The sequence below is a fragment of the Leptolyngbya sp. BL0902 genome, assembly GCF_016403105.1.
Lineage (GTDB): Bacteria > Cyanobacteriota > Cyanobacteriia > Phormidesmidales > Phormidesmidaceae > Nodosilinea.
In genome coordinates this window covers 109,589-133,591 of the sequence record NZ_CP046155.1, presented here as the reverse complement: position 1 = coordinate 133,591, position 24,003 = coordinate 109,589, and the positions used below count along the sequence as shown (strand labels likewise).

The window sequence follows — 24,003 nt, the reverse complement described above, 5'->3', positions numbered from 1 at the left end:
AAGCGGAGAAAAGCCCCATGAACTGGAACAGTTCCCCCACTATTCTCGACCGAGTGTTTGCTGCCCTACCCTACATCCTGGCGATTACGGCTGGGTTGCCCTACGGGGTATTTGTGATGCAGGAAGTGCCCGCCATTCAGGTGCTGCTGCTGCCCATTGCCCCACTGTTAAACGCCTACATGGGGCTCCAGCAATCCATTCCTTTCTTTGGGCTAATCGTCTTCTTTGCGCTTATTTTGCTGGTGGTTCGCAACGAAAACATCAGCCGCTTCATCCGCTTTAACACCATGCAGGCCATTCTGCTGAGTTTTATGCTGGCGGTGGGTGGCCTCATTCTGCAACTGTTGCAGCCCGTGTTGGGAAGCGGTGGACTGCTCGTGCAAACCTTTGCCAGCGTCCTGTTCCTGGGGATGTTGGCTTCGGTAGGCTATTCCCTCATCCAAACCTTTCGGGGAGAATATGCCGAAATTCCCACCATTTCCGAAGCCGTCCACATGCAGGTGCGCTAGGGCGAGGCAGGCGGCTGGGTGGGCGCTGTTTCGGCGAGATGGGTGGCCAAGCGGTCTAGAATCTCGCTGAAACGAGGCCGCTGGTCAGACCCTTGGCAGTGGTGCTGAAGCTGACGCAGGGCGGTGTAGGTAGCTGAGGCCGCTGAGTCATCCTCAGCGATGGGGCATCGATCCAGCAGGTCTTCTAGCACACATCCAAAGGCGCGAACTTCCAGACGTTCGAGGGCTTGCCCTAGGGCGACATCATCCACAGGGTAAAAGGACGCGGCCCCAAAGTCGCCCAGTTTGGCCATGCCGTCGTCGTTGTAGAGGGTGTTGTGGGGGTACAGATCGCCGTGGAGCAGGCCGCGCTGGTGGAGATGGTGGGCAGCGGCAGCAAGGCTGTGGGCGATGCGGAGGGCCACCGCTAACGAAAAGGTGCGGTCGGGGGGATAGGTGTCGCGGGTGCAGCTCTCTAGGCTGGGCGGGCCACCCAACACCCGATAGCTGGCGGGAATCAGCGGAAATACCAGCCCTTGCTGCCCCTTGGGATGGTGGGCCACTTGGCCGATGGGGCTGATCAGGTGGTCGTGGGTGCCTGCTGCAAGGCAAGCTCGGATTTCATCGGCAGGGTAGCCGTCGCTCGTGATGTCTCCTTTGAAGAACTTGATGGCGACCTCCTGATCGCCAGGATCGGTTTTCCAGCGTCCCTTGGTGATCACCCCTGACGCCCCTTGCCCCAGCACCTCGCCCTTGACCAGATCGGCCCAGTTGGCGATGGGCAGGCTATCGGCCACGGAGGCAGACCAGTGGGCACAGAAGGGATTACCCGCATAGGCTAGCCAAGACAGTCGGGGCAGCGTCAACAACCAGGGGGGCAACTCCGTCAGTTGGTTAGCCGCAAGGCGAATCAGCTCTAGGTTGCGGCAGTGGGCCAGTTCTGGGGGCAGGGTGGTGAGGCGGTTTCCGGCCAGCATCAGCTTTTGGAGATGTGGCAGCGTGCCGATGGCGGCGGGCAGGGTTTCGAGCTGGTTATCGGTCAGGATCAGCCAGCGGGTTTGGGGCGGCAAGGCTTGCTCTGGCAGATGGGTGAGGCGATTCGACTTGAGCCCAATCATCCTCAGATGGGGGCAGTGGGCCAACACCTCTGGCCAGGTTTCAAACTGATTGTTGCTGAGAAAAATCACCTTCAGCCGATGCAGCCGGGGCAGATCCTCCGGCAGGGTGCTGAGCTGGTTTCGCGATAGATCAAGCACCTCTAGGGAGTCGGCCAAATCAAAGATTTCCGCCGGAAAGGTGGTGAGTTGGGCGGAGAGATTGAGGCGTTGGAGACCCGCTAGTTGGCCCTGGCGCAGTTGTTCGAGGCTGTGCATAAATGCAGGAAACTGGGAAGAACTGTGCCCAGTGTGCCATCCCTTGGCCAGATTCGCTGGCAATCCTGTATCCCCCTCACAAAAAGGGGGACTTGGACGCTATCCGCTAGGGCTGCGAACGGGTACGCAGAGTATCGGCGGCGTTGTGAACATCCACCTGTACTCCCACAGGGACAACCACCGCAGGGCCTGCCGGACGGTTAGACTCGGCAGAGCCATTGCGAATTTGGTGACGGCTTTGGCGCACTTGGCGCACCTCGCCCGTACCTCCCACCTGGATTTGGCGGCTGGTGCTAACGCTTGTGTTGCCTCGGCACTGATCGGGCGTATCAATCACCACGTCATTCACCTGTTCGGCGGGCGGGCCACCATGGATCGCCGCTTGGATAGAGACATCGGCCACCACGCACTGGGCTGAAGCCGATGGAACGAAAACCAGAGAGGCCCCCAAGGACAGCAGACCCCCCAACATAACCTGAGGTTTATTCATGGCGCTATGGCAAGTAAGAGACACTACTGGCACACCCGAATGGTGCTGTAGTTTTCGGTATAAATGCGGTCGCCTGAAGGCGTGACGCTCTGGACTTGGCTATGGCTGCTCTGCGACCGCACAGCACACCGCACCCCCGAAGACTGGGAGGCGGGTAGATTGGATCGCACAGCGGGCAGATCAGCATCGGCATTAAAGATAACCGGAGGACTCGCCGAGGTACGGATCTGCACCCCGCCGTTGTCATTCACCCGCACCTGAACCCGATCCGTCTGGATAGAAATGCCATTAGCCAAGGCTGCCGGAGCCGTTGCCCCCAGAAGCAGTACCGTTACCATCGCGGCTTTCATACATACCGTTATCATTGGTTCTCCTTCGCCCCAAGGGTGGGGCTGAGTGATGGATCTGGCCCCACCCCACAGGGCAAGGCCATCAATCAGACGATCACACCCTAGCGCCTTGAGGAAGCATCCTGCCTGACGGTGGTGAAGATTCCTGGTCTGCGCTGGCTGTGATCGTCTGGCCGGAAATTAGCGCTGACGTACCTCAACCCGACCGCTGCGGCCCCGGCCTTGGCTCTGGCTGGGACGGCTGCGATCTTGGATCACATTAATTTGGTTGCTTTCTTGGTAGGCCTCATTGTCATCACCCACAATGGTGCCGCCTTGATAGATATCCTGCACAATGCCAGTGTTCCCAGCTCCCCGGCTAGACCGTTCACGGTTCACTTCAATCCGGTTAATTTGCTGAGAGCGTTGCACCGCCGAGTTGTCATCGCCTTGAATGAAAACATCTTGGGTGCCCTGCTGAATTACCGCCGTATCGGCGCTGGCGGGAAGGGCCACCACACCCAGGGTTGCAGCACTCAGAAGACCCAAAATAGATACGTTCTTCAACATGGGAAAATCCTCAACAAAGTTTACGGAAATGAGAAATCATGAAAACCTGAACAAGAGCAAAAAATGGTTCTGAAAGGCCACAGACACCCATCCCAATGACCACAGATATCAGAAGCAAGAATTGTCATGACCATCAACAACTGAATCGCAAAATTCAAGGTGTTTTTGGCTTCTTTTTCAGTGATATTGGTTTTCTCTTGTTCATATCTTTAGACGGATTAAAAAACTGAAAAGTTCCAGGTTTTTTGAGGTCAATCCATCTTTTTTGGAGGAAAGTTTGTGGGTCGTTAACTTCCTATTTGTTGCTCTTAGTGAGCCCTAAACCTCTGGTTTTAACAGCCATCATGGATAAATCTTTCCATGGAATGATGGCCGTTGCCTAGGTTTAGATGGATAAGGGATAACACCACTATCCAGTTGAGAAGTGACAAAAAGCCAGCTTCTACTTGTTGCTTCCAGAATTGCGGCGACCTTGATTTTGATTGTTGCCGCCTTGGTTTTGACTATTGCCGCGCCCGCGACCCCGATCATCATCAGAGTTACCTCGATCAGGACGAGCCTGGGCAGGGCGCTGTGGATTACGCAGTTCTTGATTAATCTGGGTAGATTCTTGGTAAACCACGTTGCCAGAACCGTTAATGGTTGCGCCTTGAAATGTATCTTGAACAGTGGCAGAGGTGCTCGTCGAGGTTGAAACTCGTCGGGCATTATTGGTCAGCCCTTGCCCTAGCCCAGGATGGTTCACATTGACCTGATTAATCGTTTGAATAACCTGGTTATTGTCTCCGTTGATGGTGGCAGATTGGGTGCCCACTTGCTCCACAGCCGTGTTGGCGAAGGCGGGAGCCATCACCATACTCAGAGCAGCGGCACCTAATCCAGTCATCACATGTTGGATTGGCTTCATGCGTGAAAACCCTAAACGACAGATTTTCACCCCTAGACCCGCCTTTCAGGACAGAGTTCCGTCATTCTACGGATAGTACGGAATCCTGACTGCTCTCTAATCGCAGGTTAACTAAGCCAGGACGCTGGAAAACGTAAAACGTTCCTAAAATCGTCTTTTAACGGCTGATTTTTCCAAAAATTGGCCGAATGCATGACGGCATAACTACCCATAGACGCCCTGCTCAGCTTGAGTTCCTAGTATTTCGGAGGATGTCAGTGAACTTCACGATAAAATCATGTATACATAAACTTTACAAAATTTTGATGAAGAACCGTAGTTTTCCGGAAAAGCCCCAGCAATCCCTGTGGCATGGCTGGGGTTTTCTGGCGGCGAATTTCATGTAGTCTGGGCTTGGCGTTGGCATCTGGCCTAACCAAACTTTGCAACTTGGATGGACGATCAACCATGTGGACTGCCATTGCCCAGCACATCAGCGCTCAAACGGGAACCTCCTTCACCCTGGCCGACCGTCGATCCGTGGGCGGAGGCTGTATTAACCAGGCGTATCAAATCACCGATGGTCGCCAGCGGTTTTTCCTCAAGCTGAATAGCGCCACCCAAGTCGCCATGTTTGAAGCGGAGGCCCTGGGCCTGAAGGACATGTACGACAGCCAGACCATACGTGTCCCTCGGCCCATCTGCTGGGGTACGGCTGAATCCTCGGCCTACTTGGTGCTGGAATGGCTGGATTTGGGTCATTCTGGCGAACGTTCCTGGCGGCGCATGGGAGAACATCTGGCGGCTATGCACCGAGTGACCAGTGCTCGTGGGTTTGGCTGGCACCAGAACAACACCATCGGAGCCACGCCCCAGGTCAATGCCTGGACGACAAGCTGGCTCGCTTTCTATCGCGAACATCGGCTGGAGTACCAGTTTCGCCTAGCTCGGCGGCGGGGTGGACGGTTTCCTCAGCAGCAGGACTTGATCGCTGCGCTACCTGAGTTGCTGTCGGGCCATCAGCCCAGTCCGGCCCTGGTGCATGGCGATTTGTGGTCGGGCAATGCGGCGGTGACGGCAGAGGGTGATCCGGTCATCCTCGATCCGGCCACCTACTACGGGGATCGCGAAGTCGATTTGGCTATGACCGAACTGTTTGGCCGTTTTCCCAATGCTTTCTATGAGGGCTACCAAGCGGCCTACCCCCTGGATGGCGGCTATGCCCAGCGCAAAACCTTGTACAACCTCTACCACATCCTCAACCACTTCAATTTGTTTGGCGGCGGCTACGAAGCCCAGGCCAACCGCATGATTGACCAACTGCTGCGCTGAAATCGATGCAACAAGGGGCTAAGGACAAAGGTGGTAACGGTCTTTTAGGTCGATCTTCCCCAACGCCAAGGATGCATCTGAGGACTGAGGAAACTGGGCGATGGGCTGATCTTTGGTGATTGCCCGACGGACGGAGGCCCTCCAGGCTTCACACGCTCCGGAAGCCAGGGATAATAGGCTCTATCGTAGCGTTGGCGCAGGGAGAGGAACGATGGCCCAAGATATTCGGCTGCTGGTACTAGACATTGACGGCACCCTAGCGGGGGAATCTAACGACATTTCGCCTCGGGTGTTGGCGGCCATTGGCGAAGCCCAGCGGCGGGGCATTGCTGTGGCCATTGCCACCGGGCGGATGTATCAGGCGGCCCTGCGGTTTCACCAGGCCGTCGGGTCTACCCTGCCACTGATGGCCTATCAGGGAGCCTTGATCAAATGTCCGCGCACCGACACCCTGCACCGCCATGCTCCCCTACCCCGTGCCCTGGCCCTCGATTTGCTGGCCTACCTCGCCCCCCTGGAGACCCAGCAGGAGTTGTCCATTCATCTCTATATCGACGACCAACTGCACGTGCGGGCCATCATTGATGACACCAAAGCCTATGCCGAACGGTCGGGCGTTGAGCCGTTAGCCGTTGGGGATTTAACCACACTGATGCATCACCAGACTCACCTCGAAACCACTAAGCTCCTGGCCCTCAGCGGCAACACGTCGTTGATTGGTCAGATTTTGGCGGATCTAGAGCAGCGCTATCCCAGCGCCGATCTCTACCTCACCCGCTCGGTGGATTACTTTGTGGAGGCCACCCATCCCCTCGCCAACAAGGGGGAAGCCGTGCGCTTTGTGGCCGAAGACCTGCTCGACCTCAAGCCCGAACAGGTAATGACCGTGGGCGACAACTTCAACGATCTGGAAATGCTGCGCTATGCCGGGGTGGGGGTGGCCATGGGAGATGCCCCTCTCCCTGTGCAGCAGGCGGCAGACTGGGTGGCTCCTGGCGTGGAGGAAGAGGGCGTGGCGGTGGCTATTGAGCAGTTTTTGCTGTAGTCATCAACATCAAACCCTATTTGACAAGGGTGGATCCCCCCAGGGCGATCTCGACCAACCTTTGCTAAGCTAGGTGAAGTTTTAGGAAGGATGCTTAACCATGCCCTACACCACTGAAGAAGGCGGACGCCTGAATAACTTTGCCAACGAACCCAAGATGTACGAAGCGGAGCCGCCCACGGCCAACCAAAAGCGTAACTACATCATCATGGGTGGTCTGGCGGCGGCGCTAGTGGTGGGCCTGTTTGTGGTCGCAATTTCCGTTTCCTAGTTTCCCCCTTGCTTGAGCCTTAGGCTGCAAGACGACGTTAATTCAGGCTGCTTCAAGGCCACCAGCAGGGCAATCTCGACGGGATTGCCCTGCTTTGTAATGGGGTATGTTGGGCTATAGCCTTGTCCTGCGGTGTGGCCATGATCGCCTCCTCAACCCAACCCCATGCTTCCCATTCCCCAGCAGGGTGGCCGCGCTGGTGTGAGGGGCCAACGGGCAGCGGCAAAACCGCTTGGCTGGTGGATCAGCTTTTGGAATGGGCTAATCCCGATCAGCCCTCCCCCCTCACACCAGGGCAAACAGTCCTAGTCTTTGCTGCCATTGGCGACAATCGGCTGAGCTTGGCCGACTACCTGGCCAGCCGCATCCAGGGCCAGATTCCAGTTGACACCACCACCCCCAGCGGCTTCATCCAAGACGAGGTAACGCTGTTTTGGCCGCTGCTGGTGCCGCACCTGGGGCCGATGCCGCAGTTTCCGCTACAGCTTCGGCCCGAAAATGAGGAGGAATTTGCCACCCGTTTTTGGCAAGCACAACTGCGGGATGGGTCGATGGCTGTGGAGGGGTGGTCAGTCTCCCAAACCGTGAGCCGTGCCCTAGACTTCTTCAACATGGCGGCGGCGGCTACTATCCCAGTGGAAGACCTGCCAACCCTGCTGCCGGAAGGAATACCCGCTGGATTTGCCCCAGAGGCCGTATGGCGAACCATGGGAGAAGCCCTCATGGCGTGGCGGGATTGGTGCCTTAACCACAGCCTGCTCACCTACGGGGTGATGACAGAACTCTACTGGCGCTACCTGCTGCCCCATCCCCTCTACCAAGAGAAGCTGCTCGCCCGCTATGGGGGCGTTTGGGTGGATGATCTAGACGAATATCCCGCCGTGACTGCCGAATGGCTGCGGATTTTCATGGCCCACCACCGCCCCGTAGCCCTAACCTGGAACCCCCAGGGTAAGGTGCGCCTGGGGGTACGAGCTGACCCAGACCGCCTGGAAGGATTGCGGGAATCTTGTGCTGTGGTAGAAACCTTGCCTGCGCCCTTGGGCAACCTAGCTAACCCCTGGGCCGATCTCATGGTGGATTGGGTCGCCGATCCCCTAGCTATGCCCACTCCCCTAGAGCCCTTTCACAGCCTGCAAACGGTCTCGCGGGGGGCGCTGTTGCGGCAGGTGGGGGAGGTGATTGCCCAAGCCGTCGCTGCAAAGCAGGTCACGCCTGGAGAAATTGCCATCCTGGGGCCGGGGCTAGACGCCATTGCCCGCTATACCCTAGCGGAAATTCTGCTTAGCCACGGCATTCCCGCCGCTTCCCTTAATGATCAGCGCCCCCTCATCCACTCCCCCCTAGTGCGGGCTTTACTCACGCTGATCACCTTTGTCTATCCCAACCTGGGCCACCTAGCCGATGCCGACTCGGTGGCGGAAATGCTGGTGGTACTGAGCCAACGTCCCCAGCCCCCCGATGTGGCTCCCTGGTTTGATACGGTGCAGATTGATCCGGTGCGGGCAGAACTGCTCGTGGATCATTGCTTTGCGCCCCAGCTAGATCGCCCCCAACTGCTGCCCGTGGAGCGCTTCGAGCGTTGGTATCGCCTTGGTTATAGGGCCACCCAGTGCTACAACCACCTGCGCCAGTGGATTGCCCAGCAGCAGGAACAGCGCCAGCAGCGGTTTATCCCTGGCGTGGTGGGCTTTTTAGATCGGGCCATTCAAACCTTCTATGGCGGAGGCCATCACCTCCCATCCGATCAGCTCACCGCCCTACGGGAACTGGTGGAAACGGCCCAGCAATACTGGACGGTGGACGAACAGCTACGCCAGCGCCAGCCCTCATCCCCCCGTGGCCAGTTCTCCAGACGGGTAGACAGGCTCAATCTAGCCCCCGGCGGCGATGGGTTTCACGCGGGATTGTCTTCGTCCCTGCTACCCGATCCTGCCGCTGCCCTAATCCCTGAAACCAGCGCCACAGAACGGTTTATCACCCTGCTGCGTCAAGGCACCGTCGCCGCCAACCCCTATCCAGCCCAGCCCCTCGACCCGGCTCAGCAGGGGGTCGTCCTCGCCACCGTGTTCCAATACCGCCTACAACGGATGCGCCACCGCTGGCACTTTTGGCTGGATGTGGGCTCCCCCCGCTGGCTGTCCGCCGATAGTCTGTTTGGCTTTCCGATTTTTCTGTCCTCCTACGCCGGACGACCCTGGCGCAGCGACGACCTCGAAGCCCTGCACCAAGCTCGTCTAGAGCGCACCCTCCACGATCTACTGGGTCGTGCAACCGAGCGTGTTTTCCTGTGTCACAGCGATCTGGCGGTCAGCGGTCAGGAACAGGTTGGCCCCTTGCTGACGCTGTTGGATGCGGCCTCGTCAACGGATAACGAGGAGACCTTGCTAGAGCAGGTTTGATCCCCTGGGGAAGTAAGCGAAGACTCGCCAGGGCAGGGGCGGGCTCTGCCTCAGGCGCTATTGGGAATCCTGGGTGTGACGAGTCGTGGCGGAACGGGGGGCGGCTAGTCGCACGGGCCACCCATGCAGAAACAGCCCCAACCCTGGATCAGCCTAGGTGCGGGAGCCGCAGCATCCCGGTCAGGCTGGAGTCAGGGTCAGGGCTGTTGGGAGAGCGGTTCTAGGAACAGGAACCGCCTTTCCTTAACGCTTCACCAGCTTCTTCGACAGTTTCCGCAGACGAATGGACTCAGGGGTGATTTCCACCAGCTCATCGGGGCCGATGTATTCTAGCGCCCGCTCTAGGCTCATATCCACCGGAGTCTGAAGCTGCACCAGTTCGTCACCCCCAGAGGCCCGGTGGTTGGTCAACTGCTTGGTCTTACAAACGTTCAGGTCGAGATCCTGGTTGCGGTTGTGTTCGCCCACGATCATGCCCTTGTAGACGCGGGTGCCGGGGGTGATGAAGAACGTGCCGCGATCTTCGGCATTCTTCATGGCGTAGAACGTGGCCACCCCTTCCTCAAAGGCGATCAGCACCCCGTTACGGCGGGTCTCAATGTCACCGCAGAGGGGCCGATAGTCCAAAAAGCTGTGGTTCATGATCCCTTCCCCACGGGTGAGGCGCATGAACTCACCCCGGAAGCCAATCAGACCACGGGCGGGGATGATAAATTCCAGGGTGGCGCGGCCATCGCCCATTACCCGCATGTCCTGCATTTCGGCCCGACGCTGGCCCAGACGCTCCATACAGCCGCCGACACCGTCTTCGGGCACATCCAGAATCAGCAGTTCGTAGGGTTCGCAGGGTTGGCCGTTCACTTCCCGGTAGATTACCTGGGGCTGAGACACCTGGAACTCGTAGCCTTCCCGGCGCATGGTTTCGATCAAAATGCCCAGGTGCAGTTCACCCCGACCGGAGACCGCAAAGCGATCTGGGGAATCGGTGGGTTCCACCCGCAGGGCCACGTTGGTTTCCAGTTCCCGCATCAGCCGATCCCGCAGTTGCCGAGAGGTGACGAAGCTGCCCTCCTGTCCGGCGAAGGGAGAATCATTGACCACGAAGGTCATTTGCAGGGTGGGTTCGTCTACCTTGATTAGCGGCAGGGCTTGGGGATTGTTGGGGCAGGTGATGGTTTCGCCAATGTTGGCATCGGCAAAGCCCGCCACGGCCACGATTTGGCCAGCGGTGGCCTGCTCGATTTCAATCCGGCGCAGACCCTCAAAACCCAGCAGCTTGGTGATTTTGGATTTCACCATGGAGCCGTCTTCCTTCATCAGGGCGGCCTGCTGTCCGGCGTTGATGGTGCCGTTGTGGAGTTTGCCAATCACAATCCGGCCCAGGTATTCGGAGTAGTCGAGCGTGGTGACTTGAAGCTGGAGGGGCTTGTTCACATCGCCCACCGGGGGCGGCACATGGTCGAGGATGGACTCGAACAGGGGCTTCATATCGACGTTTTCGTCCTCCAGCTTCAGCTTGGCAAACCCTGCCATGCCGGAGGCAAAGAGGTAGGGAAACTCGCACTGGTCGTCGTCGGCCCCTAGCTCGAGGAACAGATCCAGCACCTTGTCTACCGCGCCGTGGGGCTCAGCCTGACCCCGGTCAATTTTGTTGATCACGACGATGGGACGCAGACCCTTTTCTAGCGCTTTTTTCAGCACAAAGCGGGTTTGGGGCATGGGGCCTTCGTTGGCGTCCACAATCAGGATGCAGCCGTCTACCATCCCCAAAACGCGCTCTACCTCGCCGCCAAAGTCGGCGTGGCCAGGGGTGTCTACGATGTTAATCAGCGTGTCTTGGTAGCGAACGGCGGTGTTTTTGGACAGAATCGTGATGCCGCGCTCCCGTTCCAGATCGTTGGAGTCCATGACGCAGTCTGGAACCTCTTCCCCCTCGCGGAAAATACCAGATTGCTTGAGCAGCGCATCAACCAGGGTGGTTTTACCGTGGTCAACGTGGGCAATGATCGCGACGTTGCGGATAGGAAGAGTCATAAATGAAAGGTAAAGGGTAAAGCGTCGGCAGTACAAACGGGCTACGAAACTCAGCCCAAGCACCCGCCAGCCAGAAGCTCAAGATAAGTTCCGAATATGCAAAAAGTCTTAACAATTGTAGCGTAATGCACAGAGACCCGTCACGATTTCTATCAACAAACGCGGATAAATAGGCTGGATGCATGGCCAAATGTCCTGCACCCTCACCCCAGTCCCGCTCCCACAGGAATCGAAAATCTCACCGATTTTTCAAAGTCTCTTTTTCGTCGAGAGAGGAATTCAGGGGGTAGCCGCAAGGGTGGGCCAACGATCAATAAAAAAGGGGGTACCGAAGTACCCCCGTGATTCATGGTTAGTAAACCGTTAGGTCTGGGCCTTAGAAGCTCATTTCGGCGGCTTGGACGCGCTCGACTTGCTTCTTCTTCAGCACCAGCATGATTTGGGTCAGCATAACCGCCGCCACGAAGGCGATCAGACCCTTAATCCGGTTGGGGCTTTGCAGCACGATTTCGGTGTCGATCTGGCCAAAACCGCCCACGTTGGGGTTAGTGGTCAGGGGCTTCCCGGCTTCCACGGCGTCGCCTGCGGAAACAATCAGCTCAGGGCCAGCGGGGATGCTGTCTACCACGGTTTCGCCACCCTCAGTCAGGATGGATACGGCGTAGCCACCACCAGCCTGGGCTTCGATGTCGGCCACGGTGCCGGAGACAGAGGCGTTAACCGCATAGTTGTTGCTGTTTTGCCCGGTGGGGTACACCTGGCCACGGCCACGGTTGCCGCCGACGTGGATTGAGTACTTACCAAAGGAAACGGCTTTGTTGGTCGTAGGATCGGGAGACAGAATCGGGAAGACGATCTCCTGATACTGTTCACCGGGCAGGGGGCCAACGATGAGGATATTTTCCTGGGTGTCGCTGTAGGGCATGAAGTAGGTGCCGCCCACTTCTTCCGCTAGATCTTCAGGGATCCGATCTGCGGGGGCTAGCTTGAAGCCTTCGGGCAGAACCACCACGGCACCAACGTTGAGGCCGCCCTTGCTACCGTCACCCAGCACTTGCTGAGTATTTAGGTCGTAGGGAATTTCGACTTTCAGGGGAAAAACCGTGTCGGGCAAAACGGCCTGGGGCACTTCGACCTTGGTGGGCTTAGCGGCCAAGTGGCAGTTAGCACAGACAATCCGGCCCGTGGCTTCGCGGGGGACGGGATAGTTTTCCTGGGCCCAGAAGGGATAGGCGGCGGCGGGTTGGGGCTGAACCAGCACCCCGCCAAGGACGAGAAGAACGGTGGCAAAGGCAACGGCAACTGGCCGCCAACGACGCACCGATGAAAGGAATGCAGTCATGGGTATAGATGTCATAGCGATGGAGTGTGTCATTGAGACCGGGGAGGGCAGTTGCCCTAGGCCCACCAGGGGCTTTCGCCCGTGCGGAAGTCGGTTTCCGTCCAGGGGCTGAGGGAAACCTTGTCGTCTTCGGTGACATCGGCGTGGGCCAAGGCCAAAGACAGGGGTGCAGGGCCACGCACCACCTTGCCCGTAGCATCGTACTGGGAGCCGTGGCAGGGGCACATAAATTTATTTTCGCTGGCGTTCCAGGGCACCACGCAGCCCAGGTGGGTGCAGATAGAGTTGATGCCGTAGCTTTCCAGGGTGCCGTTGTCCTTCACCACGAGGTAGGTGGGATCACCCTTCAGACCTTGCACCAGAACGCGATCACCGGAGTTGTGGGCGGCCAGGAACGAGCTAACCACCACATCGTTGCCCAGTTCGTTCTTAGCGGTTACGCCACCGCCACCGCCACCGCTGGAGGGCGGCACAAAATATTTGACCACCGGGTAGAGCATCCCCAGGACGGTGCCCGTAGCTGCTCCGAAGGTCAGTAGGTTCATAAATTGGCGACGCCCCAAATCGGGGACATCGGAGGTTCCAGAAACTTGAGTCATAATTTAGCTGGTGTACCCGTTCAAATGTATTATCAGCGACTATCCACGCTCCCCTGGCCATACCGCTGTCAGCAACAACCGCGCCCATGGCCAGACCTTCGCCTGACGGGGCATCGCCTTAAAGGGCATCGCCTCAAGGGGCCGACGGAGGAATTTCCCCCTCCTACGGAAGCCTAGAACTTAACCAATCGTATTATTGCACCATGATGTTCTCAGATTCGTAGCCGTCCACGATGGCGGTTCAACGGCTGGGGATGGCCTGTCGCCTTGGGGGAAGAAAATTGGATTATGCCATTTATCAGGGCTTAAAACGCGCTTCTGGCGAGATAGGGTGGCCCAAAACCAGGTATTAACCCCCAAAAGATGTTTTTTTGAGGGCTTAAGGCCAATTTATAGGCTCTGGGATCGAATCTGAAGGGTAGGCCGTATCGTAAAGAAATGTATCAAGCAGGGCGGAGCACCGCCGAAGGAGGGGGGATGACAGGCCAAGACTTACAAGCCCTGTTGCAGGATAAGTGGGGTTATTCCTACGACCTTCAGTTGCGTCGCACCCAGGGCAAAATCTTCCTTCAGGTGATGTGGCGCTACCTAGAGCAGGCGTCCTTTCCCCTCAGCGAGGCTGACTACCTAACCCACCTCAACCAGGTGGCTTTGTACCTCAACGAGTGGGGGCAAAGCGCCCATATCCAAGCCTGGATCGCCGAAACCCGTGAGAAACCTCGCTTGGGTAAGGCCGTGAGCATCCCCCTCGACCTAGGCGACCGCGCGTTAGAGTGGCTAGCTGACGAGTTTTAAGCCGCCCTGAGCCCACCTACCTCGCCACGGTCAATCGGAGGTGCCAATCCGGGGCGGGAAACCGGGCTAGTTCGGCGACAGGGCAGACAAAGCTTGGTAATGTTGGCTAATATTTCCCTAATGAACTTCTTTTTTATAGCGCTGGCGTAGGCCGTTTTTGTAGCTTTTTCATGGAGTATTGGCCCCAGTAATTTGGGGTGAGGCGTTTCTGTCAGCGGACGATAACACGTTTAGCGGTCATGGCTGTGGGTTAACAAGCGATTTTTCTGTCCGTCCGTCAAGACTTCTGGAATGCCAGTGGGGGTTAGTTCCCGCTGGACGAGCCCCTGGGGGCAATTCTTGGTGAGATTTCTGCTGCCAAATAAGGAGAAATGCTCAGAAGGTTTTGATTTAGGAATGTTAGGATTTCCTAGGTGAACATGCTCAGAGGGCCTGCTGTGATTCGTTCTGCCACCTTGCCGGTTCAGATGCCGTCGCTTCCCGCCTTTAGCGATAACAATCGTCTAAAGCTCTTTTCCGGTTCCGCCAATGTTGAACTCGCCCGTGAGGTAGCCCGGTATCTCGGTATCGATCTGGGGCCCATGGTTCGCAAACGGTTCGCCGATGGTGAACTGTACATCCAGATTCAAGAGTCCATCCGGGGCTGTGATGTGTACCTCATCCAGCCCACCTGCCATCCGGTGAACGATCACCTGATGGAGTTGCTCATTATGATCGATGCCTGTCGGCGGGCGTCGGCGCGGCAAATTACGGCGGTGGTGCCCTACTACGGCTATGCCAGGGCCGACCGCAAAACCGCTGGACGGGAATCCATCACCGCCAAACTAGTCGCCAACTTAATGGCCAAGGCGGGGGCCAGCCGTGTCCTCGCCATTGACCTCCACTCGGCCCAAATTCAGGGCTATTTTGACATCCCCTGCGACCATGTCTACGGCACTCCAGTGCTCATCGACTACATCGCCAGCAAAAAGCTGGAAGATTTGGTGGTGGTGTCCCCCGACACAGGTGGCGTGGCCCGCGCCCGGGCCTTTGCCAAAAAGCTGAACGATGCGCCCCTGGCCATTATTGACAAGCGCCGCCAAGCCCACAACGTCGCTGAGGTGATGAACGTCATCGGCGATGTGCGCGGCAAAACGGCGGTCTTAGTGGATGACATGATCGACACCGCAGGCACCATCTGCGAGGGGGCTAGACTGCTAAAGAAAGAGGGAGCCCGCCAGGTCTATGCCTGTGCGACCCACCCGGTCTTCTCCCCCCCAGCGATTGAGCGGCTCTCCAGCGGCATTTTTGAGGAAGTGATTGTCACCAACACCATCCCCATGACCACCGCCCGCCAGTTTGAGCAACTCACCGTCCTCTCCATGGCCAACCTCCTCGGAGAAGCCATCTGGCGCATCCACGAAGAAAGCTCCGTCAGCAGCATGTTCCGCTAGACAGATCGATCACCGTAGGGGCGAGGTCTCCTCGCCCTTCCCAACCAGAGGTCATCCACCAGAATTTTTGGTTTGGCGTTGACGAACCAAAAATCCATCGTCAGGAATCCGGTGCCGCTATGGTTGCCGCCTTTAACTACATTTCCCCAGAACACTACCTCGCTGCCGAAGCCGACAGCCCCATCAAGCACGAGTATCGCGATGGGGAAATCTACGCCATGGCAGGCGGCACCGATGCCCATATCACCCTAGCGCTCAACCTGTGGGCCTTGCTGCGGGGGCACTTGCGCGATCAAGGCTGTCGGGCCTATGCCCTCGACATGAAAGCTCGGATTGAAGCCCTCAATCGCTTTTACTACCCCGATGTGATGGTGACGTGCGACGAACGGGATACGGCTCTCAGCACCTACAAACAGAACCCTTGCCTGATTGTGAAGGTGCTGTCTGAAAGTACCGAAGCCTTTGACCGGGGCAATAAGTTTGCCGATTACCGCCACTTAGACAGCCTGGAAGAGTACGCGCTGATTTCCCAAACTCGCCAGCAGGTGGAGGTGTTTCGCCGCAATGAGGAGGGGCTGTGGGTGCTGCATCCCTACGCTGAGGGGGATCGGGTTGTCCTAACCAGCGTGAATTGGGAGGGCGATATGGCGGATCTCTATGAAGAGGTGACTTTGCCTGAGCCTGAAGTTCCTGAATCTGCGGGTTAATTCCAACAGAACCCCGACTTCTTCGACTTCGAGAAACCGGGGTTCTAGGCTTGCTAGTGGGTGATGTCAAACTCGGGGTAGGCTTCCATGGCGTGCTCACCGAGGTCTAGGCCGTTGTGCTCTTCGTTGGCAGAAACCCGGATACCAATGGAGGCTTTGATAATCAGCCAGCTCGTCAAGCTGAACAGTACCGTAAACGCCGCGACGGCCACGATCCCCAGCAGTTGAACGAGAAGTTGCACTAGCCCACCTCCCAGGAACAGGCCCGCTAGCGGGCCATCGCCGGGGCCATACCAGGGATAGATACCGGGGCCAACGCTAAATAGCCCTACGGCGAGAGTGCCCCACACGCCGCAAACCAGGTGGACGGAAATGGCTCCGACGGGGTCATCAATTTTGAGGCGATCCACAAACGTCACTGAAAACACCACCAGTACCCCGGCTAGCAGACCAATCAAGGCGGCGCTACCCAGGTTGACGTAGGCACAGGGGGCGGTGATGGCCACCAGCCCTGCCAGCACGCCGTTGATAATCATCGACAGGTCGGGCTTGGTGAGGTAGACCCAGGAGGTGACGGTGGCCGCGAGGGCTCCCATGGCAGCGGCCAGGTTAGTGGTGACAACGATGTGGCTAATGGCAAAGGGGTCGGCAGCCATGGTGGAACCGGGGTTAAAGCCAAACCATCCCAGCCACAAAATCAAACAGCCCAGGGCAGAAATACTGAGGTTGTGCCCCGGCATCGCCACCGGACGCTGCTGATAACGGCCTAGGCGAGGGCCCAGCAGAATGGCCCCAATCAATGCGGCCCAGCCGCCGACGGAATGTACCACGGTGGAGCCCGCGAAGTCGTAAAATCCCAAGGCAGATAGGAAGCCATCACCCCAAACCCAGTGGCCTGTGATTGGGTAGGAGATGCCCACTAGCAGCAGGCTAAAGACAAAGAAGGCGAGGAACTTAATCCGCTCGGCTACGGCCCCAGAAACAATGGTGGCCGCAGTGCCCGCAAAGGCCAGTTGGAAAAAGAACTTGGCCTTCAGCGGCACCCCAGCCCAACTGAGGGAGTCGTAAACGCCTTGATAATCCGCTCCGGTGGCGGGGCTGTTGTCGGCTCCGCTGAGGAAGAAGCCGGAATAGCCGAAAAGTCCGTTGCCGTCACCAAACATTATCCCAAAACCGAGCACCCAAAAGGCCAGGGTGGAGAGGCCAAAGACAATCAGGTTTTTGGCTAGCAGGTTAACGGCATTTTTACTGCGGCAGAATCCGGTTTCTAACATGCAGAATCCGGCATTCATAAAAAACACCAGAAACCCTGCAACCAGCACCCAAAGGGTATCTACCGCTACCTGAAGCGATTCAGGACTGAGGGCCATGACCATCCCTGGAGCCTCCGCCTGGGCAAACACTGAGGGACTGAAGGCCAAGGCACCGCCAACGCCTAACCCCAGAGCCCACGGAAGGGCCATTCCCCACCGTTTTTGGATCCTGACGGGGCGACCCCTGACGATGGGAGGACTCGACACACCACTACGCTGCTGTACCATGGGATTTTTTGTTCTCCAATGCCTAATCCTTCAGGACTATACCAACTGCGGGAAATTCTGAAGTAGCGGTATATCCCATTACCCCAATATTTCCCGTAGTCCACAGAACAGCCCGTCCGTGCAAACTTGGGGAACCCCTGTATTCTGGTAATAGCGGATTGATGGCAGGTAGCCCCCATGAGTGAATGGCTTGACCACAGCGTAATCGTCGATGTGAATGTTCCAGTAGAGACCTCCTGGAATCTCTGGTGCGATCTCGAACAAATGCCGAAATGGATGAAGTGGATCGATTCTGTCCGCATTCCGCCCGAAACCCCAGACCTGTCGGAATGGAAGTTGGCTTCGCGGGGGCTAGAGTTTACCTGGCGCTCCAAAATTACCAACCTGGTGGAATACCAAATTATTCAGTGGGAAGCCATCGACGGCTTGCCCAACAAAGGTGCCATTCGGTTCTACGACCGCAAGGAGGGGCAATCTAGCGTCAAGCTGACGGTCTCCTACGCCATTCCAGCCATCATCAAATGGATGGACGGACTGTTTTTGGGCCGTTTAGTAGAAGCGACCCTCCAGTCTGACCTAAATCGGTTTCGGGACTACGCTCAGACGCACCATCAGCCCCCTGCGGTCTAGGAATGGGTAGAGGTGATGGATTCGCTCCAGCAAAGCCTCGATCATCTCGCCCTAGAAGCCCTCTTCGTGGGAAGTTTAGGCTGGGACATCATCCCTTCCTCCCCGCCGGGCAGCACCGTGGGCCGACCCCTAGCCCAGCGCGGTAGTGCCACCGTCATCCTGGCATCAGACCGACTAGACCGAGGTGCCGCCGAGGATTCTGCGGGGCTGGAGCAACGGTGGACAGCCCTAGCCGCCACGGCCACCGACCCCCTGGTTATTGCCCTCAGCACCGATGGCCAGCGCAGTCTTTGGGGGTGGCGTACCCATGCCAGCCCAGAAGCTACCTGGCGGTTTCGGGTGGTCATTCGAGGCCAGGGGGATCGGGATTGGGCCAAGCGGCTCTGGCGGCTACACCAGACCCATCAGGCTGAGTTTCCCTGCCTAGGATCCGCCCTCAATAGCGCCGATCTCCCGGCGATGGCCGACCGCAACCAAGGCTTTCAGCAGGGCGTTCACAGCCTCACCAAGGCTCTGGTAGGGCTTGGGACTGGGGTGGAGCGACAGCGGTTTGCCCTAACTTTAATGCTGCGACTCGTGGCCGTGGCTGCGCTCCAGCAGCGGGGCTACCTCGGCGGCGACGAGTGGTACTTGCACAACCAGTTTGGCCAGAGTCAGCAGCGGGGGGTAGACCGCTTCTTTTTGGACGTCTTTCAGCCCCTTACCATCCAGGGGCTCGTGCTGCCCGCCGAGGACTGTCCGCTCGATCTTCGGGATCGCCTTGGCCCTCTGCCCTTTATTCCGAGGGAACCCTTTGGCGCAACCGACCTCGACTACCGCTGGGGCTATCGGAGCTTGCCCGACGACGCCTTTGCCCCTGCCCTAGATTGGCTGGGCGATGTCCTCTCAGCCCCGGCCACACGCCTAGAGGACTGGCTACCAGATATTTTAGAGCGCTGGGTCAATGCCCAGGGCGGCGCAGCTCTGACCACACCGGAGCCCATGCGGTGGAGCCTGGGCCGTTGTACCCTCTACCCCCTAGTTCTAGAGCAGGCCCTACGGATGAGCGGGCGAGCCTATGCCTCGGTGGAGCACCTCCTGTTGGCCCTGACTCCATCTGTGGCCAGCGATCTCCTAGACTACTTAGGGCAGGTCAGCCTTTTGGATCCGGCCTGCGGATCAGGGCGCTATGTGCGAGCGGCCTTGCAGGACTGGCTGTATTTGGCCCAGAGCTTAGCCGCCATCGCTAGCCTGGATATGCGCACCTCCTTGCCTCCCTGGGTGGCGGCCTTGGGATCTAGAACCCCGGATCGCCTCGGCCTGAACCTTTACCGTCGTTTCGCCAGCCACGGTCTCTACGGCGTCGATTGCTGGCCAGAGGCCGTGGCCATGGCCCGCCTCCAGATTTTGCTTGTGGGTGTTCAGCAAACCCAAACTATCCAGGAACTCGCCAGTCTGCCCGATCTCAGCCTCACCCTCTGCCCCGGCAATGCCCTGATGGGCTTGGTGACAGTAGATGCCGACGGCTTTGACCAAGCGGTGATGACCGGGCGACGGGGGGGCGCAGGCGATCTATCTGGAGACGATGCTATTCCGCTCCAGGGCAACCTGCTGCAATCGCTCATGGCCAACACCTACCAGGCTATTTTGGCCGAACGCCAGGTGCGCGTGGAGCACTACCGCAGCCAGACCGAACTACTGGGAGAAAGTGGCCGAGTGCCTGCCTACGCCCAATCCGACTTTTTGCGGGATCGCCTAGAGGCGCTGACCCAAGCTGCCCAAGCCAAACTCACCGAACTTTTCTGGGTCGAGTTGAGCCAGAAATTGGGGATTCGCAGTCTCCATTGCAACAGTGAGGGGCGTCGCCAGAGCCGCCCCCTCACTCGATCCGAAGTGGTGGCGATGGCTCCCTTTCACTGGGGCTTTTCCTTTGATCGACTGCTTCAGGAGCGGGGTGGCTTTGACATAATTGTGAGTCATTTCCCAGGGGGATCGGTGCAGCCCACCGAAGCCGGATTTTTGGCCGCCCATGCCGATCTATTTGACGCTAAGGGGGTGGCTCCCTCAACCTTTTTGAACAACCATAGACAGGTGCTCACCATAGACCCCGATCTCACCCAGGCATGGGCCACCTATCGCGGCCAGTTTGCTGTACCCAGCCAATACTTTCGCCGCTCTGGCCACTATCCCCACAGCAGCCAACCCGCACCGGGTCAAACCCAAGCGCGTCTGTACTGGTCACGCCTGTTTTTGGAGCGCAGTTTCCATCTCCTGCGCCCTGGCGGTCGTTGCGCGGTGGTGATGGATCCTTTTTGGGCCATGGGCAACAGCGCCCCCCTGCGCTACTGGCTAGAGGCCGAAACCACCCTAGGCGGCGTGGTAGATTTCTCTAACCACCATCACCTCTGGCCCGACCTGCCCCCCCGCACCACCCTCAGCCTGCTGTGGCTGAAGAAACAGGGCCGCACCCAAGGATCTCCCTACAGTGCCTATACCCGCGCCAAAGCCCCCACCCTCGATGGCTTAGCCACCCTGATGCAACGCCTGATCCACCTGGCGGAATAGGGCATCCACAGTCCCGGAATTATCCAGCACCACATCGGCCAGGGCGATTTTTTCCGAAAGCGGCATCTGGCTAGCGATGCGGGCCTCGGCTTGCTCTAGGCTTAACCCATTGCGCTCCATCAAGCGCTGCCGTTGTTGATCCAGCGTGCAAGCCACCACCCAAATTTCCGTTACTTGATCCGTCAACCCCGCCTCAAACAGCAGGGGAATGGCCTGGACAACGATGGGCGCATCGGCCAAGTCTGCCATTGCCGCTTGAAAACACTGGCGCACCACGGGATGAATCTGCTGCTCTAGCCACGCTTTTTCCTGGGCATCGTGAAACACCACCTCCCCCAACTGGCCACGATTTAGCGAACCATCCGGGTTGAGCATGGCAGCACCGTAGCGATCCACAATCGCCGCCAACACTGGGGAACCCACATTTACCGCCTGCCGCGCATACACATCCGCATCCAGCACCGGGATTTGATGAGTGTCCTGGAGATATTGGGACACCGTAGATTTGCCCGTGGCGATGCCCCCGGTTAGTCCGATGATGCGCGGGCTGATGTTGTGTTGACCCATGCCACAATCGCCTCCGTGAGGGCGTCTAGGGTGTATTCGGCGGGTTCAATGTCCACGCGGCCTAGGTGGTCTCGGCAAGTATCCGAGGTTTTGGGGCCAATGGAGGCCACCGCCACGCCATCGAGGTATTGCCGCCAATCGGGGCCAAGCCCCTGCGCCAAAAGCTGGGCCGTATGCACCACGGTTTTGGAACTGGCGAAGGTGATCACATCAATCTGACGCTGTCGGATCGCCTGAATGGCCGCCGCATCCGGCACCAGGGGACAACCCGATTCGTAGGCCGCCACCTCCACGACCTCGGCCCCAGCGGCGGAAAATTCCTTCACCAAAATCTCGCGCCCACCGCTCTCCACCCGTGGGAAGAGGATGCGCTGTCCGGCCACGTTTTCAGGAAAATCGCGAACTAGGGAATCCGCCACAAAATCCGGCGGAACGAAGTCGGGCAAGAGTCCTCGCTGTTTGAGGACGGCGGCGGTTTTAGTACCCACCACGGCGATTTTTAAGGCATTCAGCGACCGCAAATCCCGCCCTTGTTCCAGCAGTCGATCCAGGAAAAAGTTGACCGCATTGGCCGAAGTCAGAATCAGCCAGTGGAAAGAATCCACCTGTGCGATGGCCCGATCCATCCCGTCCCAGCTTTGGGGAGGACGAATTTCTAGGGCGGGTAGCTCAATCACCTGGGCACCTTGAGCGGTGAGGAGATCGGCGAACTGGCTGTTTTGGCCAGCGGCGCGAGTGATGAGGACGGTCTTTAGGTGGAGGGGAGCTTGGGAGGACACGGAGATGGGGAGACTGGGCGAGGGGGGAACGGGAGAGGTGAGGTAGGGGCGGAGTTTGACCACTTCGCCGAAGACCATCACGCAGGGGGAGAGGGTTTGGCCTTTGACGATTTGGCGAATGCTGAGCAGGGTGCCTTCCCAAATCTGCTGCTGTTCGTGGCCGCCCCAGCGAATGATGGCCACGGGCATATCGCCTCGGCAACCGTTGTTTTGCAGACGGTGGATAATTTCGTCGAGGTGCCGACTGCCCATCAACACCACCAGGGTATGCAGGGCGGCGAGGGCGGGCCAATCCAGCAGGTCGGGATCGTGGGCGGTGACGACGCCAAACCCGTGACTCCACACCGGATCCGTCAACGGAATCCCCGCCAGCAGGGGAGCCGCCAGGGCCGAGGAAATGCCGGGAACCACCTCGAAGGGACACCCCGCCTGCCGCAGCGCCTGAATTTCTGAGGTCGTTCGCCCAAAAATAAACGGATCGCCACTCTTCAAGCGCACCACCTGCCGACCGGATTGGCTGAGCCGCACCAACAGCGCGTCAATTTCCGCCTGGGGAGTGCTGGGTTGGCCACCCCGCTTGCCCACATCAAACACTTCGCAATGGGCAGGCAGCAGGGTCAACAGGTCGGTATCCACCAGGGCATCGTGCACCAGGCAATCCGCCCGCTGCAACAGGTTGTGCCCCCGCAGGGTGAGGTAATCCATGCGGCCTGGGCCAGCGCCCACAAGGTAAACGGTTCCCGGCTGGGTCATCGGTCAAATATTCATCGTAGGATGGGCTAGGGCTGACCCATAGGGCGGGCAAAATACTCCTGGGCTTAGCTTGGCCCTCATCCCCCAGCCCCTTCTCCCAAGTTGGGAGAAGGGGAGCAATCCCTTCAAAGTCCCTCTCCCAGCTTGGGAGAGGGATTTAGGGTGAGGGCCAACCCAGGCACAAGAGCGATTCGCCCACCGTGTCCAGCCACCTTAGCCCATCCTACCGAGGAACGTTCCGGTTACTCGGCAGATGGCCTAACCGTTACCTGATCCCAACCGTTCACCCGACCCTGATCGTCCCTCATCCCCCTATCTCCACATCTCCCCCGTCCCCTCTTACGAGTGTCTCCAACCATGCTGACCTTCTACCACACACCGCTGTCTGTCAATTCCCGTCGGGTTTGGGTGGCCCTGCTCGAAAAGGGCTTGACCTTTGAGGTCGTGGAGATGAATCTCGGCGGCGACCAATTTAAGCCAGAATTTTTGGCGATGAACCCCTTTCACCACATCCCCGTGCTGGCGGATGACGGCTTTTCGGTGATTGAATCCTTCGCCATTTTGGACTACCTAGAGGCCAAGTATCCCACTCCGGCCCTGCTGCCCAGCGACCCCATCGCCCTAGCCAATGTCCGCATGGTGGAAATGGTGACGCTGAACGAACTCAACCCCGCCATGACGCCCCTGTTCAAGGAAATGATGGGCTTTGGGGCCGAATCGCCCGAAGCGGTGGAGCAGGCCAAGCAAAAAATCGACGGCGTCCTCAAGTTCTACGCCGACAAACTGGGCGAGGGCGACTTCTTTGGCGGCGACCAACTCACCCTAGCGGACATCGTGGCGGGCACCTTCTCCCCCTGGTTTGAAAAACTGGGCATCTCCATGGCCAACTACCCCACCCTGCAAGCCTGGACAGCCCGCCTCGTGGCCCGTCCCGCATGGCAAGCCACCCAACCCACCGAAGAAATGGTGGCCGCCTTCCGCGAACGCATGAAAGCCCGCATGGCCAAGGGCTGATGCTCACCCTGTTAATGCTGTGCGTCCTGCGAGATGAGCGTTACCATGGACTCCACAATGGGAAACGCTACGGTATTGG

Annotated in this window: 22 protein-coding genes; 11 read left to right on the top strand and 11 right to left on the bottom strand. The window is 58.3% G+C overall.

The genetic code is table 11. The features are described 5' to 3' along the window. The first annotated feature begins 17 nt into the window (after nt 1-17). Nucleotides 18-509, top strand: coding sequence for a Tic20 family protein (locus tag GFS31_RS00580; RefSeq protein WP_198806395.1), 492 nt, complete (start codon nt 18-20; stop codon nt 507-509). Here GFS31_RS00580 and GFS31_RS00575 read toward each other — a convergent pair. From GFS31_RS00575 to GFS31_RS00555, 5 genes are all read right to left on the bottom strand, one after another. Continuing rightward, nucleotides 506-1,861: a leucine-rich repeat-containing protein kinase family protein gene (locus GFS31_RS00575; RefSeq protein WP_198806394.1), complete on the bottom strand. Its 1,356-nt coding sequence runs from the start codon at nt 1,859-1,861 to the stop codon at nt 506-508. The two genes, GFS31_RS00580 and GFS31_RS00575, sit on opposite strands and share 4 nt — an antisense overlap. Before the next feature lie 106 nt (nt 1,862-1,967). After that, complete coding sequence (locus GFS31_RS00570; RefSeq protein ID WP_198806393.1) at nt 1,968-2,351, bottom strand: hypothetical protein; 384 nt, start codon at nt 2,349-2,351, stop codon at nt 1,968-1,970. 23 nt (nt 2,352-2,374) lie between these two features. Continuing rightward, the gene (locus GFS31_RS00565) at nt 2,375-2,701 is read right to left on the bottom strand and encodes a hypothetical protein (RefSeq protein WP_198806392.1); all 327 of its coding nucleotides are present in this window, start codon (nt 2,699-2,701) and stop codon (nt 2,375-2,377) included. A gap of 180 nt (nt 2,702-2,881) precedes the next feature. Further along, nucleotides 2,882-3,250 carry a hypothetical protein gene (locus tag GFS31_RS00560; RefSeq protein WP_198806391.1) on the bottom strand — a complete coding sequence of 123 codons (369 nt, stop codon included), beginning with the start codon at nt 3,248-3,250 and terminating at the stop codon, nt 2,882-2,884. Nucleotides 3,251-3,692: 442 nt separating this feature from the next. Next, the gene (locus GFS31_RS00555) at nt 3,693-4,157 is read right to left on the bottom strand and encodes a hypothetical protein (protein ID WP_198806390.1); all 465 of its coding nucleotides are present in this window, start codon (nt 4,155-4,157) and stop codon (nt 3,693-3,695) included. A gap of 447 nt (nt 4,158-4,604) precedes the next feature. Between GFS31_RS00555 and GFS31_RS00550 the strand changes: the two genes are divergently transcribed. The 4 genes from GFS31_RS00550 to GFS31_RS00535 all read left to right on the top strand — a co-directional run bounded on the left by GFS31_RS00550 (nt 4,605) and on the right by GFS31_RS00535 (nt 9,186). Then, nucleotides 4,605-5,468, top strand: coding sequence for a fructosamine kinase family protein (locus GFS31_RS00550; RefSeq protein WP_198806389.1), 864 nt, complete (start codon nt 4,605-4,607; stop codon nt 5,466-5,468). A gap of 211 nt (nt 5,469-5,679) precedes the next feature. Continuing rightward, on the top strand, nt 5,680-6,513 hold the full coding sequence (locus tag GFS31_RS00545; protein ID WP_198806388.1) for a Cof-type HAD-IIB family hydrolase: 834 nt from the start codon (nt 5,680-5,682) through the stop codon (nt 6,511-6,513). Between the two features lie 100 nt (nt 6,514-6,613). Further along, nucleotides 6,614-6,784: a photosystem II assembly protein Psb34 gene (gene psb34, locus GFS31_RS00540; RefSeq protein WP_198806387.1), complete on the top strand. Its 171-nt coding sequence runs from the start codon at nt 6,614-6,616 to the stop codon at nt 6,782-6,784. Between the two features lie 140 nt (nt 6,785-6,924). Beyond that, complete coding sequence (locus tag GFS31_RS00535; protein WP_198806386.1) at nt 6,925-9,186, top strand: hypothetical protein; 2,262 nt, start codon at nt 6,925-6,927, stop codon at nt 9,184-9,186. 243 nt (nt 9,187-9,429) lie between these two features. On the opposite strand, the gene typA is transcribed toward GFS31_RS00535, so the two are convergent. From typA to petC, 3 genes are all read right to left on the bottom strand, one after another. Further along, a complete protein-coding gene (gene typA / locus GFS31_RS00530) occupies nt 9,430-11,220 on the bottom strand; it encodes a translational GTPase TypA (RefSeq protein WP_198806385.1) in 1,791 nt (596 codons plus the stop codon). A 376-nt stretch (nt 11,221-11,596) separates the two neighbouring features. Beyond that, the gene (gene petA, locus GFS31_RS00525; protein WP_198806384.1) at nt 11,597-12,562 is read right to left on the bottom strand and encodes a cytochrome f; all 966 of its coding nucleotides are present in this window, start codon (nt 12,560-12,562) and stop codon (nt 11,597-11,599) included. 56 nt (nt 12,563-12,618) lie between these two features. Continuing rightward, nucleotides 12,619-13,161 (bottom strand): cytochrome b6-f complex iron-sulfur subunit, encoded by a 543-nt coding sequence (gene petC, locus GFS31_RS00520; protein ID WP_198806383.1) that lies wholly within the window; start codon nt 13,159-13,161, stop codon nt 12,619-12,621. 477 nt (nt 13,162-13,638) lie between these two features. Here petC and GFS31_RS00515 point away from each other — a divergent pair, with 477 nt between their 5' ends. From GFS31_RS00515 to GFS31_RS00505, 3 genes are all read left to right on the top strand, one after another. Beyond that, nucleotides 13,639-13,956, top strand: a complete 318-nt coding sequence (locus GFS31_RS00515) for a DUF3067 family protein (RefSeq protein WP_198806382.1) — start codon at nt 13,639-13,641, stop codon at nt 13,954-13,956. 467 nt (nt 13,957-14,423) lie between these two features. Further along, complete coding sequence (locus GFS31_RS00510; RefSeq protein WP_198806381.1) at nt 14,424-15,389, top strand: ribose-phosphate pyrophosphokinase; 966 nt, start codon at nt 14,424-14,426, stop codon at nt 15,387-15,389. A 119-nt stretch (nt 15,390-15,508) separates the two neighbouring features. Then, nucleotides 15,509-16,096: a Uma2 family endonuclease gene (locus tag GFS31_RS00505; RefSeq protein ID WP_198806380.1), complete on the top strand. Its 588-nt coding sequence runs from the start codon at nt 15,509-15,511 to the stop codon at nt 16,094-16,096. Nucleotides 16,097-16,149: 53 nt separating this feature from the next. Here GFS31_RS00505 and GFS31_RS00500 read toward each other — a convergent pair whose 3' ends face one another. Next, nucleotides 16,150-17,559 carry an ammonium transporter gene (locus GFS31_RS00500; RefSeq protein ID WP_198806379.1) on the bottom strand — a complete coding sequence of 470 codons (1,410 nt, stop codon included), beginning with the start codon at nt 17,557-17,559 and terminating at the stop codon, nt 16,150-16,152. 255 nt (nt 17,560-17,814) lie between these two features. Between GFS31_RS00500 and GFS31_RS00495 the strand changes: the two genes are divergently transcribed. Beyond that, complete coding sequence (locus GFS31_RS00495; RefSeq protein WP_198806378.1) at nt 17,815-18,267, top strand: SRPBCC family protein; 453 nt, start codon at nt 17,815-17,817, stop codon at nt 18,265-18,267. Nucleotides 18,268-18,282: 15 nt separating this feature from the next. Beyond that, complete coding sequence (locus tag GFS31_RS00490) at nt 18,283-20,811, top strand: hypothetical protein (RefSeq protein WP_198806377.1); 2,529 nt, start codon at nt 18,283-18,285, stop codon at nt 20,809-20,811. Here the strand turns inward: GFS31_RS00490 and coaE are convergent. Continuing rightward, nucleotides 20,770-21,378 carry a dephospho-CoA kinase gene (gene coaE, locus GFS31_RS00485; RefSeq protein WP_198806376.1) on the bottom strand — a complete coding sequence of 203 codons (609 nt, stop codon included), beginning with the start codon at nt 21,376-21,378 and terminating at the stop codon, nt 20,770-20,772. The two genes, GFS31_RS00490 and coaE, sit on opposite strands and share 42 nt — an antisense overlap. Then, nucleotides 21,339-22,910: a uroporphyrinogen-III C-methyltransferase gene (cobA, locus tag GFS31_RS00480; protein ID WP_198806375.1), complete on the bottom strand. Its 1,572-nt coding sequence runs from the start codon at nt 22,908-22,910 to the stop codon at nt 21,339-21,341. Before cobA ends, coaE begins: the two co-directional genes overlap by 40 nt. Nucleotides 22,911-23,267: 357 nt before the next feature. Here cobA and GFS31_RS00475 point away from each other — a divergent pair, with 357 nt between their 5' ends. After that, nucleotides 23,268-23,924, top strand: a complete 657-nt coding sequence (locus tag GFS31_RS00475) for a glutathione S-transferase family protein (protein WP_198806374.1) — start codon at nt 23,268-23,270, stop codon at nt 23,922-23,924. Nucleotides 23,925-24,003: the final 79 nt, after the last annotated feature.